Consider the following 11,881-nt stretch of genomic DNA (forward strand, 5'->3'; position numbering starts at 1 on the left):
CGGGCCGGGCGACCATCTCGCCGATACTCTCCCGAGCCCGAGCCCGAGCCCGAGCCCGAGCCCGAGCCCGAGCCCGAGCCCGAGCCCGAGCCCGAGCCCGAGCCCGAGCCCGAGCCCGAGCCCGAGCCCGAGCCCGAGCCCGAGCCACGGATCCGGGGGCCGCCCACCGGTATGCTTGCGAGCCGCCCGCGCAGGACTTCGGGCGCGGGCGGACACCTCCGCTTACCCGTGTACGTCCGCGACGTATGGTTCGGGCGTGCGCCGGAGCACCAGGACACCGGCGAGCAGTCCGGCACCGGCCAGCAGCGTGGTGATCAGGAACGGGTCGCCGGTGTGCAGAGCGGGAGCGAAACCGATTCCGACGCAGACCGCCACACCGGTCGCGCCTCCGAGCTGGTCGGCGGCCCGCTGCACGCCCGAGGCAATTCCGGCGTCGTCGTCGGTCACACCGCTGACCGCGATGTATTGCAGGCCCACGATCCCGAAACCCATCCCGGCCGCGATGAGCAGCATCGCCGGAATCAGCCACGGCGCTCCCGCATTCACGGCAGCGACGACCCCGATGATGGCCATTGCGCCCGCGGTGAAACCGAGTCCCGCCAGCACGCAGACCCGGGCTCCCCAGCTGCCCAGTAGCCGGGGCACGAGCATGGAGAACACGATCAGCGAGACGGCCAGCGGGAGCATGGTGAGTCCGGCTCCCAGCGGCCCCATTCCCAGATAGTCCTGGAGATAGAACGTGAACAGCAGGAACGAGGTCGACAGTGCTCCGCTGAGCAGCATTGTGGTCAGGTTCGCGGTGACCCGCGCGCGGTGGGCGAAGAATCCCTGAACCGCCCCGGGTTTGGTGCCCACCTTCTTTCTTGGGAAGGATGGGCAGATCATGCCTGCGAACGAAGCGACCAAGGCCAAGGCTGTCCGGCTGGTCGTCGATCACCGTGACGACTACGACAGCGAGTGGGCCGCGATGAAGGCGGTCTTCGCGAGGCTGGGGATGACCACCGAAACCCTGCGCAAGTGGGTCCGCCAGGCCGAGGTCGACCGCGGCGATGCAGAGGGGACGACGACGGAGGCGGCGCGCACGATCCGTGAGCAGAAACGCAAGATCGCCGAATTCGAGCAGGCAATCGAAATGGTGTCTGCGGCAACGTCTTTCTTCGCGCGGGCGAACGACCCGCGCCAGCGGTAGTTTGCGCGTTCATCGCCGAGCGCCGTGCTCGGTTCGGGGTCGTTCCGATCTGCCGTGCGCTGACCGCGCACGGCAGATGACGATCCCTTACGCGTTCACTCCCGACCGCCTGCAGTGCATCCAGGTCCATGATCGCCTGGGAGGCGCGGTGCACGATCGCGCGGCGGATATCGGCCGGCTGGAATACCGGCATCAGCGCGCCGCGGCCGATGGTGATCATCCAGGCGAAGTAGGGGTAGAGCGTCTGCTGCCGGTAGGCGGGCCAGGCGGATTCGGGCAACCGGGCCCGCCCGCCGCGCAGGGCATCGATGTAGAGCGCGATGAGGTCGGACTCCCGGGATTGCCCGTCTGCCTCGCCTCTCCGCCAGGTTGAACCTGTGACTCGACCCGGACACGAATCGGTTTCGGTCACACCTGCTGCACCTACGTGTATGTCATCCTTGAGAGTCGACATGCACTGTGCAGCACCTGACAGGCAAACCGGCCGCAGCGTTCGCCAGGAGGCGTAATGACCACAGGTGGTTTCGACCCCATGTATGGCCAGGCAGACCCCACGTACGGCCAGACGTCGGGGATCAAACCGGGCGGACTCGGTAAACGTGCGGGCGCCCGATTCATCGATTGGATCATCGCCGGCATCATCGGCGCCGTCTTCTTCTGGCTGCTCGGTGTGGTCGCGGACCTGCCCGACTGGGTGTCCGTTCTCCCGGGTGCAGCCTTCGGCTGGCTGTACTTCATCGCCTTCGAGGTCTCCTCGGGCTCGACGCCCGGCAAGAAGCTGCTCGGGTTGCACGTCAACGGGTCGGATGGTGCTCCGAAACCCAGCCTCAAGGATTCGGCGGTCCGTAATGTCTACATGCTGCTGAACCTGATCCCGTGGATCGGTGGGTTGCTGTGGTTCGTGGCGGCGCTCGCCATTGCCTTCACGATCAGCTCCAGCCCGACGAAGCAGGGCTGGCATGATCGCGTTGCCGGCGGCACCCAGGTCATCGACGAGTAGCTCCTGTCCTGTCTTTCGCGCAGCCGGTGGTTCGGATCGGTGGGGGATTCCACCTCGGATTTCGCGGACCGTACAGACGCAGCATGAGCCGGAAACGGCCTGGGGGGCACGGTAGCCAGTTGGCGCCGGGCTGAGTGGGCCGCTGTGTTTGCAGGTGGATGGTGAGGGAGCCGTCGGTGCCGGTGTGTAGTCCGGGTGTGCGATCGGTGATCGCGTAGCGGTCGATCGCGTTGTCGTAGAGCAGGCCTTTCGCGTGGTAGACGGTCAGCGACCAGAACTGGTCCACCGGCGGCCGGTTCCCGTGTTCGAATCGGACGGTGTAGCAGCGGGTTCCGGTCAGTGGCATTCCCCGGTCGTCTCGCTCGCATACCGGGTAGAGCGCTTCTTCGGCGGGGTTGATGTAGATCTGGGAGTAGGCCACCGCGGCGCGTAGTAGGTGGTCGCCACCGAAGTCGGTGCCGCGATCGTTGATCGACCATCCGTTCACCGTGCGGCCGAGTTCGGTGACGCGCTGTTCGATCGCCCGGAGTCCCTCAGCGAGACCGTGATCGGCGGACCGGCGGAGTTCCGGTTCGCCCAGGGCGGCATGTATGTCGCCGAATGCTTCGCGGACCCATTCGGGTACTTCGGCCGGCTCTGTATCGGCGAGTACCGAGCTCAGCGAATCCAGAAATGCCGCGGTGTCCCGGGTTTCGGCCTGCCGTTCGCGTTCTAGGAGGGGCTCCGGTGGTGTGTCCGCCGGCGTGCCGGGCCCGCTGAGTTCGATGCGATCCTGTAGATCGTGGACTGCTCGGAGATCGTCGGCGCGACCGGGGTCGGCGAGTATTCGGATCGCCACCATGACGAATCGCGATCGGCACGCGATCGTCGTGGCGGCATCGGCCGGGGCCGCCGCTGAACGCCTGTGGTGAACGACGATCTCCGGTATCCGGGGGCCGTGCGTGCGTTGCCCGAGCGTCGCCGCGGTGGAGGAATCGGCCTCACCGATCTGGATGCTGTAATACCGGTCCCCGAAATCGGGAAGCCGGAGCCGGAAGGTGCCGGCGGCGAGGTCCAGGAAGGCCAGCGAGTACAGCGTGTCCACGTTGGGGGCGACTCCGCTGGTGAGTGTCGGGTCCGAGAGCCGCCGCTGATGACCCAGGCGGTTCAGTGCCGCGCCCGCAGAAGTATCCGGTCGCGGGGCGTCCGGGGTGAGCGGCAGTGTGAAGCGAAGTCGCAGGCGCTGCGCGAAGACGTAGGGGAAACCCCAGATGTGCAGCTTCGCGGATCGGCGTGCGATGTCCTCGGGATCGAGGCGTTGTTTCCGACTGGTCATGGGGCACCCATCGATAATGAACTGACTTCAATTAAACTTCTGTGGGGAGTAGGAGGCCGAACCTGCGGTCGTGCTCGGCCGGGTGAAAGGAGACGCCGTGGTGGCGAAGACGGAGAACCAGGTTCGCCGCCGATTTCCCACGTGGGTGTACGGTCGCGGCGCCGAACCGGATGCCAGGTTCAGCTTGGCGAATGAACGCACCTACCTTGCCTGGATACGCACCTCGGTGGCCTTCATGGCGGCCGGGGCGGCGCTGCAGGTCTTCGGGATCGGCGGCCGTTCCGTCCTCGGTGTGCTGGCCTCGGCTCTGCTGATCGTCTGCTCGATTGTGCTGCCGGTGACCGCGTGGCTGAGCTGGGCCCGGGTCGAGCGGAGCTTGCGTGCGGATATGCCATTGCCGGTGGTCTGGTGCTGGCGGCGGTCCTGTTGTGAAGGCGCTCCGCCCGCGCGGGCAGCAGCCGACGGTCGTGCTCACCGATGGCGGGCTGCAACTGGAACGCACCGCTTTGGCGTGGCGGCGGACCGGATGTTCGCTGCTGATCTGCGAATTGGCGGCCTTCCGGGTGATGGCAGAGTTGGACCAGGGTTTCATTGCGGTCCTGTTCCTCGCTGCCGTCGCACCGACCCTGGTGATCATGCTGAGCGGTTCGTCTCGACCGGCGACTGCCGGCCACTCACTGGCCGAGGACGAGCGCGAAATGGTGTATTCGAGCTCGTCGACCGGTCTGCGAGAACTTTTGCTGGCACTGCTCGTGGCATTGTCCGGAGCTCTCTGTCTGCTGGTGCTGTGCAGTGGCGCGGCCGCCGGGTGGGCGATCGGCGAGTCCGGCTGAACCGGCCAGGGGAATTCGGACCAGTCAGCCCTGGAACAGTCGCTGCCATTCCGTCGAGGAGCGGTCCACGTAATCCGGAGTCAGCTTCGCGGGGTCGGGTATACGAACATCGTGTGCGTCCGCGGTGGCGCCGGGGATGCCGGGGAGTGCGGTGGCCACGCCGATGGCCTGTGCGGCCTGCGCTTCCGGACCGACCATGAAATCGGCGAGAACCTGAGCTGCGTTCGGATGCGGAGCAGTCGCGGTGATGTGTCCGTAGAACGGAACACCCCAAGAAGGCTCCGGTAATGCCCAATCCACCGGCGCGCCCTTGGCCTTCTCCTGGACCAGCGGCTGTACCGTGGGCGAGGCGACGACCTCGCCGGAGGTCAGTGCCTGCGCAACTCCCAAGGCGCTGGGATAGATTCGCGGTTTCAGTGCCGCGAGCCGGTCGACGTAATCGGCACCGAAGCTCTCCCGGTAGTAGTCGTAGAGGTCGATGTAGGAGGCGATACCGGCCGGGTTGGCGACGCCGATTTTGCCGGTGTACTTCGGATCCAGCATGTCGCGGGGATCGGCGAACCCGCCGGGGGCCGCATCGGTATTCCATCCCATACTGAATGTGGCGGCGACATCCAGGAAGAACCTGTCGTTCTTGATGCTGCGGTCGGGTCGGTATTCCGGTCGTTCACGGTTGGGTCCGCGCAACGCCTGCGAGTAGCTGCCGGATTCGGCGGCGTCGGCGATCCACGAGGCATCGGTGACGACGTGGACGTCCGCGGTGCCGCGACCGGTCCGTTTCTCGGTTTCGATGCGCGGGATCAGATCGGCATCCGTGCCGCGGACGAATTCCAATGTGATATCGGGATATTTCGCGTTCCAGGCCGTCTTCAGGCTTTCCAGGATCGCCGGGTTCTGGCTCGAATACAGCAGTACCGATCCTTCCTCTCGCGCCGCGTCCACGACATCGGCCCAGCTGCCCTCGACCGAAGAGGTCGTGCCGCCGCCACCGCATCCGGCCGCGACGAGCGCGGCGCCGAGGATCACCGCCAGCCTTCGTCTGAATCTCGCCACCGCAATCTCACTTTCTGGAGTCGAACTGACATCAGTTCAGCAGATATGGCAGAGTGGTGTCAATCACGTTCCGGGGCCATACGGTGCGCGGTGGTGATCGAACAGCGAGGAGTGTGAAGCGGATGCCCAGCGGCCGCGACGAGAACGACCTGTCACCCTCCGTGATAGGCGGTGTCCGGACCTATGAGCCGGCAGCGGCAGACCAGCTGACCGCTTCCCCACGGCCGGATATCACCCCGGCCGGGGTGGGCGGCCGGGAGGTGCTGGCGCGCACGCTGACTCTCCAGGCGGTGGTCTACGGGTTGCCGAGCGTCTATCAGTACGCAAGCATGTGCGCGCAATGCGCACCCGGCGGCGACGACCTGTGGAGTTTGAACGAGTTCTCCCACAGCCGGGAGCCGGCCGGTCCGAACTATCGGGCCTTCCGCGTACCCAACGTCGACACCCTGTATTCGAACGCCTGGCTCGATCTCACCCACGGGCCCGCGCTGCTCGAACTCCCCGGCTTCGGCCACCGCTACTACACCCTGAACTTCCTCGACGCCTACAGCAACGCAAGCAACATCAGCGCCCGCACCCACCCGGGCCACAGCCGTTTCCTGATCGCCACCACCGACTGGACAGGCCCGGTGCCCTCGGGCTACACCGTGTTCCGCGTAGCCACCCCGCTCATGTGGATCCTGCTGCGTATCCAGGTGTTCGGACCCGGCGACTTGCCGAATGTCCACCGGCTCCAGGACGCCGTCCACATCCATCACGACGGCGACCTCCGCAGATCATGGCCCGTCCTGGATCAGGCTCGGGTGGAAACCTCACCCGAAGCCTTCCTCCGCGCCCTGGACATCTCACTGCGGATCAACGGCACTCCCACCGGTGACGCGGCGCATATCAAGCAGTTCCGCGCGCTCGGCATCTGTGCAGCCGACCGAGTCCCCGGCGAACTGGACGAACCGAGCCGCCAGGGTATGCGAGCGGGTTTCGCCGACGCGCTGGCGCTGCTGGCGGAGTCACGCTCACTTCTCGGCGAACCGGTCGGCACCGGCTGGACGCAAGTCCTGGACAAGGGTGCTCACGGCGACAACTTCCTGGCGCGTGCCGTCATGAACTTCGTCGGTCTCGCGGCGAACGTCGTCGAGGAAAACTGTTCGTACAACACCTATGTCGATGCCACCGGCGAACCACTCACCGGAGCGGGCGATCGCGCCTACCGCATCGATCTCGCCGGCCCGCCGCCCGCCGAGGCCTTCTGGAGCATCACTCTCTACGAGGCCGATACCGGCCGGCTCTACGACGCGCCGGAGGGCAGGTACGCGGTCGGCAGTGGCACCGGCCCCGAACGCCTGAGCCCCTCCGAGGGGCCGGCGTTGATCACGGTGAGTTCTGCGCCGCCCGCGGACGAGAGCACCTGGCTGCCCTGCCCGCCGCACCCGTTCTTCCTGGTCCTGCGGATGTATCAGCCGATGGCGGCCGCCACGACCGGCGGGTGGAAGCCCCCGCCGGTACATCGAACGGATCCAGGACTCTGATCGCGGGCACGAGTTGCCGGGCCTCATTGCCACAGTGTGGAACAGCCGGCGACCCTGTGTCCGCCGTTGTTGGAGGTTCTCGGCCGGAACGGAAAACGTGGACCGGATCCCGGTCGCCGCCGACCGGCCCAGTGCAGCCTGACCCGGCCGACAGCTCTGGCGCAGTGCCGACAGTACTGGCTAGAAGTCGCCGGAGTAGTCCTGGCTGATCCAGCGGTCGGGGCGGATGGTGAACAGGACGGATTGGGTGCCGTCCATCTGCTCGGCGAACGCGCGTCCGGCTTCGGGGCCGAGATAGCGGACGGCGATGGCTTCTCGCGCTCCCCGGGGGGACGGGGTCTCGGTATCGACGACGGTGCCCTCGATGATGATGTACTGATACGGCAGCTCTTCGCGCTGGACGACCAAGGTCACCGCACCGGCTTCCTGGATGAGCCTGGCCTTGCGCCGGTTCGCGCCGGTGTTGATCCTGATATCACCGCCCGGGACGTAGTCGTACCAGATCGGGACCGAGGCAGGCGGGCGCCCATCGGTCGCTGCGACCGACAGCACCGCAATGTGGCGGCCCGCGAGGAATTCTTGGCGCTCGGCTTCGGTGAAGGGTTTCGGCATACAGCATGTAACCGGCCGGTCGGCGGCCTTCTTCCCACAACACTGCGGCCGCCGGGAAAGGGAGTGGAGTGGAGGCGCTTTCGGGCCACGGATCAATGCACGCAGAATTCGTTGCCCTCGACATCGGTCATGGTCACGAAATACTGACCGCGCTCCCGGCCGGTCCGCTGCGCAGTACCGCCGAGGCGGCGCAGTTCCGCTACCAACGTGTCGACCCGCTCGATGTTGCGCGCCGGCGAGTCATCCGGAAGCGTCGCCTGAATGTCGAGGTGCAGGCGGTTCTTGACGGTTTTGGATTCCGGCACCCCGAGGAAACACAGCCGCTCCGGCCCTTGCGGGTTGTGTACCGCGGCGAATCGGACCCTTTCGTTCTCCGCGTACCCCTGACCGATCTGGTATTCCATCCAATTGTCGTAGCCGTCGGGAACCGGGTCGACCCGGTAGCCCAGGGCCGCAGACCAGAAGGCGGCCATCCGATCCGGATCATGGCAATCGATGACAACCTGAAACTGTCGAGACATGATCGACAGAATGCCCGCCTCGCCTACGTCCGTAAACCAGGCTCAATGAGCGCGGCACCATAAGGGGGTGCCGGGACGCGTTCGGTCGCCCGCGCCGCGCTACGGAACTGCCCCGGAGCCTGTAAGCGTGCCCGTCGAAACGCTCGACTGAATGCGTAGACCGACGTGTAGCCGATCGAGCGGGCGATGGTATCGAGAGTGTCGTCGGTGTCCCGCAACCGGATCGCGGCCAGATCCATCCGCCATCGCGTGAGGTAGTCGGCCGGCGCGGCACCGGTCACGGCGCGGAACCGCCGCGTCAGTGTGCTGCGAGAGACCGTCAGTTCCGCGGCGAGTGAGTCGACGGTCCACCCCCGGGCCGGCTCCTGATGAATCCTGGCGAGCGCATCGCTGACCACCGGGTCGGCCAGCATGCCGAGCCAGGATCCGCGCGCCTCGTCCGGACGTTTCGCCAGCCAGACCCGCAGCAACTGCACCAACAGGATGTCGACCAAACGGTTGAGTACGAATGCGGTCGCGATCTGCGGGTAGGCCAACTCCCGCGACAGCAGCCGGACGGTGTCGTCGAGGCAGTTGCCGCCGTGGTCGGCCCTGATATGCAGCACCTGCGGCAACGACGTCATCACCTGCGTCGACACCGTGCGGTCGTATGCGTAACTCGCGCCGAGGATATGCGTCTGCACCTCACCGGCGCCCAGGCGCAACACACTGCCGTTCTCCATCGCCGCGTCGCCGCCGCACCCGCCGCACGGGGTCAGCGGCACGCCGGGAGCACTGCTCAATGCGTGCTCTGTCCCGCCCGGCAACAGCACCACATCGCCGGGCATGAGCTGCTGCGCTTCCCGGCCGGGCAGGCACAGCCATGCGGTGCCCGAGGCGACGGCATAGAACACCGCGTTGCAGCGCGCGTCCCAGGAGATCCCCCAGGTGCCGCCCGCCTCGATGCGTGCACCGGCGGTGCCACGGACGCCGCCAACCGCCAGTATGTCGGCAAGAATGTCCACACCGGTCGATGGTAGTGCGACAAACGGATATGTTCTTGGTCAATTCTGCTATCGAACAATTCAACCTTTACCGCATATGGTCGTGCCATGGATGCGAATGACGTCATCGAGATGAACAGTCAGGTCATCACCGAGTTCCGGGAGAAGGGCGGCACCGTCGGCGGTTTCTTCGAAGGCTCCCCGCTGATTCTGGTGCATCACAAAGGCGCGAAATCGGGCGTCGAACGTATCGCGCCGCTGGTCCCATACGTCGAGGGTGACCGGATCTTCGTCTTCGCCAGCCTGGGTGGCAGTCCGAAGCACCCGGCCTGGTTTCACAACCTGGTGGCCAACCCGAACACCACCGTCGAGTACGGCGCAGAGAAGTTCTCGGTCGCCGCTCGTGTGCTCCCCAGGGCCGAGCGCGACGAGGTCTACGCCAAACAGGTCGCCGTGCAGCCTCAGTTCGGCGAGTATCAGCGCAAGACCGACCGGGTCATTCCCGTCGTCGAGTTGCAGCGGATCGGGCACTGACGCGAGGCTGCTTCGATTCACGTGGCAGGTCGGGGCGGGGGACCAGTGTCGCGAGCACGATCTCGCGCGCCGCGGCGACCGTCGCGGCGAAGGCAGCCGGGTCTCGGCCGACGCGTTCGGCGCCCGAACGCATGGCGCCGGACAGTAGCTCCACCACGAGTGGCACATCGCCGATATCGCGGAACTCCCCGCGCGCGATCCCGTCTCGGACCACGTTTTCCACCTCGGCCACGATCGCGAGAAACGGGTTGTCCGCCCCCTTCGGTACTTCGGCGACCAAGGGGGCGGAGCCCGGCCGGAACATCAACTGCATGGCCTGGCCGGTGGATGCATCCAGGATCGCCTCGATGATCTCGTGCATCCGGTCCGCGGCGGAGTCCGCGGAGCGCGCGGCGATCGCGGCCACCCGTTCGAGCGCGGGCCGGCTCGCCCGCTGAGCCAGCGCCCGGACCAGTCCGCTCTTATCGCGCGCGTAGTTGTACAGGGTGTTGCGCGCGAGTCCGGCGTGGGCCGCGATATGGCCCATGGTGATCGAGTCGTAGTCGCGTTCGAGCAGGAGCTGCCGCATCGCCTCGGCGAGGTCGGTCCACACCTTTTCGTGGTGCTCCTCGATACTGGCGCCCTGGATGCGCGGCATCCGATAATCCTTTCTGTACAGCAGTTTTCATTGCTTATCCGCAACGACTCGGATACGGCCGGCTGCGTTCTCCGAGGCCCATTCTGCTGTTACGGTGCCTGTTCGGCGGCCAGGCCGGCGGCCGATAGATGGACATTCTCCTGGTGGGCCGAGGTGAGTTTCACGCGGCTGAGACGCCAGCCGTCCGCCGTGCGAACCGCCTCGTTGTCGTAGAAGCCGACCACCAGCCAGCAGTTGGGTCCGTCACCGGCAATGTCCTGCGGGACCCAATGTTCGGCCCGGACGTGGGCATGGATCGACGCGTTGTCGCCATCGATATCGACGACGTGACCGGTGATGGCATGGTGAGTCGCCGTGTAGGGGGCGAAGGAGGCGCGGAGGATCTGGAGGTAGTCGCCGAGTGGTGTGGTCATCGGCGGGATGCCGGCGACGGACTCGAAATCCAGTGTGAGCGGGTCGGTGAAGACGAGGCGGGGTAAGTCGGTGAACTCCTTCAGGTCTGCTATGTCGGCATAGCGGCTCATCAGTTCGATGATTTCGGCGCGATCGGTAGGTGTGTTCGTCATTCCCGCTCCATTCACTTCGGCGACGTAAGGGGTTGTGGTGCCTGGGGCGCCACAATCCCAGGCTTTATGCGACGTTCTGTCGTAAAGATTACGACAGAACGTCGCTAAAATCAACGTAGCCGTCATCAACGATCGGCAGGTGCCGGGTGCGTCCGCGGATCACCGCCGATCCGGCAGGCAAACGAGGTAGCAAAGTCTGCGGCTACGAGCGGGAGTGTGATTGCAACCGCAATGGTTTACTCGACGTAGCAGACATCATCGCTGGAATGAGGAGTAGATCGTGGCAGCACACAAAGGTTCGGTGGATCTTCAGCAGAATCGTGCCCACAGCGCCCGCATATACGATTACTTCCTCGGCGGCAAGGACAACTACCCCGCCGACAGGGCGGCCGCGGAGCGAATCGAGCAGGCCATTCCCTCGGTTCGCGGCGTAGCCCGGGACAACAGGGCGTTCATGGTGCGTGCGGTACGCCATCTCAGCGAGCAGGGTGTCCGCCAATTCCTCGATATCGGCACCGGCATTCCCACCGAACCGAACCTGCACCAGGTAGCTCAGGAAACGGCCTCCGACGCCCGGGTCGTCTACGTGGACAACGATCCGATCGTTCTGGCCCATGCCCGCGCGCTGCTGATCGGGACACCCGACGGCGTAACCCGGTACGTCCACGCCGACCTCACCGACCCGGAACGCATCCTGTCCGATCCGACGGTGCGCGAAACCCTGGACTTCACCGAACCGGTGGCATTGAGCCTCATCGCGCTGTGTCATTTCGTTCCGGGCGACCGGATCTACGACATCGTCGATTCACTGCTCGCGCCGCTGCCCTCGGGTTCGTATCTGGTGATGACCCATCTGACCACCGACTTCGATCCGGCGATGGTCGAGGGGACGGTGCAGGCGTACCGGGCGAGCGGTATCGAAATGGAAGCGCGGGACTACCGTGGGGTGTCCCGATTCTTCCGTGACCTGGAGGTACTGGAACCCGGAATCGTCGCGATCGAAGACTGGTATGCGGGGGAGAAGCCCCCGCACCCGGCCGAGGTAACCGAGTTGCCTACCGGCGCGGCCCGCCCGCCCGCCGCGGGGTACGCGGCCGTGGGCTGCAAGGCTT

The 11,881-nt window shown here is 65.9% G+C and carries 14 protein-coding genes and 2 pseudogenes; 8 read left to right on the top strand and 8 right to left on the bottom strand.

What is annotated here, in order from left to right; translation table 11 throughout:
- Nucleotides 1–222: 222 nt before the first annotated feature.
- On the bottom strand, nucleotides 223–885 hold the full coding sequence (locus tag NFL01S_RS30875) for an MFS transporter (RefSeq protein WP_371851877.1): 663 nt from the start codon (nucleotides 883–885) through the stop codon (nucleotides 223–225).
- Here NFL01S_RS30875 and NFL01S_RS30880 point away from each other — a divergent pair.
- The 3 genes and pseudogenes from NFL01S_RS30880 to NFL01S_RS30885 form a co-directional block, all read left to right on the top strand.
- Nucleotides 884–1,263 (top strand): annotated as a pseudogene (locus NFL01S_RS30880) (transposase); the annotation flags it as partial. The gene NFL01S_RS30875 and the pseudogene NFL01S_RS30880 sit on opposite strands and share 2 nt — an antisense overlap.
- Before the next feature lie 2 nt (nucleotides 1,264–1,265).
- Entirely contained in the window at nucleotides 1,266–1,562 is a 297-nt protein-coding gene (locus tag NFL01S_RS35875; protein WP_157117135.1) for a hypothetical protein, read from the top strand.
- Between the two features lie 135 nt (nucleotides 1,563–1,697).
- On the top strand, nucleotides 1,698–2,189 hold the full coding sequence (locus tag NFL01S_RS30885; RefSeq protein WP_062979841.1) for an RDD family protein: 492 nt from the start codon (nucleotides 1,698–1,700) through the stop codon (nucleotides 2,187–2,189).
- Here NFL01S_RS30885 and NFL01S_RS30890 read toward each other — a convergent pair.
- Nucleotides 2,176–3,504, bottom strand: a complete 1,329-nt coding sequence (locus tag NFL01S_RS30890; RefSeq protein ID WP_062979842.1) for a DUF1214 domain-containing protein — start codon at nucleotides 3,502–3,504, stop codon at nucleotides 2,176–2,178. The genes NFL01S_RS30885 and NFL01S_RS30890 overlap by 14 nt on opposite strands.
- Nucleotides 3,505–3,649: 145 nt before the next feature.
- Between NFL01S_RS30890 and NFL01S_RS37400 the strand changes: the two are divergent.
- A pseudogene (locus NFL01S_RS37400) lies at nucleotides 3,650–3,865 on the top strand (YidH family protein); the annotation flags it as partial.
- Nucleotides 3,866–3,932: 67 nt separating this feature from the next.
- Nucleotides 3,933–4,337 carry a DUF202 domain-containing protein gene (locus tag NFL01S_RS30895; protein ID WP_062979843.1) on the top strand — a complete coding sequence of 135 codons (405 nt, stop codon included), beginning with the start codon at nucleotides 3,933–3,935 and terminating at the stop codon, nucleotides 4,335–4,337.
- Between the two features lie 24 nt (nucleotides 4,338–4,361).
- Here the strand turns inward: NFL01S_RS30895 and NFL01S_RS30900 are convergent, their stop codons facing one another.
- A complete protein-coding gene (locus NFL01S_RS30900; protein WP_062979844.1) occupies nucleotides 4,362–5,390 on the bottom strand; it encodes an ABC transporter substrate-binding protein in 1,029 nt (342 codons plus the stop codon).
- A gap of 122 nt (nucleotides 5,391–5,512) precedes the next feature.
- On the opposite strand from NFL01S_RS30900, the gene NFL01S_RS30905 reads away from it, so the two are divergent.
- Nucleotides 5,513–6,916, top strand: a complete 1,404-nt coding sequence (locus tag NFL01S_RS30905) for a DUF1254 domain-containing protein (protein ID WP_062979845.1) — start codon at nucleotides 5,513–5,515, stop codon at nucleotides 6,914–6,916.
- Between the two features lie 180 nt (nucleotides 6,917–7,096).
- Here the strand turns inward: NFL01S_RS30905 and NFL01S_RS30910 are convergent, their stop codons facing one another.
- From NFL01S_RS30910 to NFL01S_RS30920, 3 genes are all read right to left on the bottom strand, one after another.
- A complete protein-coding gene (locus NFL01S_RS30910) occupies nucleotides 7,097–7,528 on the bottom strand; it encodes a pyridoxamine 5'-phosphate oxidase family protein (protein ID WP_062979846.1) in 432 nt (143 codons plus the stop codon).
- Between the two features lie 92 nt (nucleotides 7,529–7,620).
- On the bottom strand, nucleotides 7,621–8,049 hold the full coding sequence (locus NFL01S_RS30915) for a VOC family protein (protein ID WP_063916100.1): 429 nt from the start codon (nucleotides 8,047–8,049) through the stop codon (nucleotides 7,621–7,623).
- Nucleotides 8,050–8,072: 23 nt separating this feature from the next.
- The gene (locus NFL01S_RS30920) at nucleotides 8,073–9,053 is read right to left on the bottom strand and encodes an AraC family transcriptional regulator (protein WP_062979848.1); all 981 of its coding nucleotides are present in this window, start codon (nucleotides 9,051–9,053) and stop codon (nucleotides 8,073–8,075) included.
- 87 nt (nucleotides 9,054–9,140) lie between these two features.
- Here NFL01S_RS30920 and NFL01S_RS30925 point away from each other — a divergent pair, with 87 nt between their 5' ends.
- The gene (locus tag NFL01S_RS30925; RefSeq protein ID WP_062979849.1) at nucleotides 9,141–9,566 is read left to right on the top strand and encodes a nitroreductase family deazaflavin-dependent oxidoreductase; all 426 of its coding nucleotides are present in this window, start codon (nucleotides 9,141–9,143) and stop codon (nucleotides 9,564–9,566) included.
- On the opposite strand, the gene NFL01S_RS30930 is transcribed toward NFL01S_RS30925, so the two are convergent.
- Both NFL01S_RS30930 and NFL01S_RS30935 read right to left on the bottom strand, forming a co-directional pair.
- Nucleotides 9,529–10,203 (bottom strand): TetR/AcrR family transcriptional regulator, encoded by a 675-nt coding sequence (locus tag NFL01S_RS30930; RefSeq protein WP_063916101.1) that lies wholly within the window; start codon nucleotides 10,201–10,203, stop codon nucleotides 9,529–9,531. The genes NFL01S_RS30925 and NFL01S_RS30930 overlap by 38 nt on opposite strands.
- A gap of 89 nt (nucleotides 10,204–10,292) precedes the next feature.
- Nucleotides 10,293–10,769: a nuclear transport factor 2 family protein gene (locus tag NFL01S_RS30935; RefSeq protein ID WP_062979850.1), complete on the bottom strand. Its 477-nt coding sequence runs from the start codon at nucleotides 10,767–10,769 to the stop codon at nucleotides 10,293–10,295.
- A 280-nt stretch (nucleotides 10,770–11,049) separates the two neighbouring features.
- Between NFL01S_RS30935 and NFL01S_RS30940 the strand changes: the two genes are divergently transcribed.
- Nucleotides 11,050–11,881 (top strand): SAM-dependent methyltransferase (locus tag NFL01S_RS30940; protein ID WP_063916102.1); only part of this gene is annotated, 832 nt, incomplete at its 3' end.

Origin of the sequence: Nocardia flavorosea NBRC 108225 (assembly GCF_001613385.1) — a bacterium.
Classification (GTDB): Bacteria; Actinomycetota; Actinomycetes; order Mycobacteriales; family Mycobacteriaceae; genus Nocardia; species Nocardia flavorosea.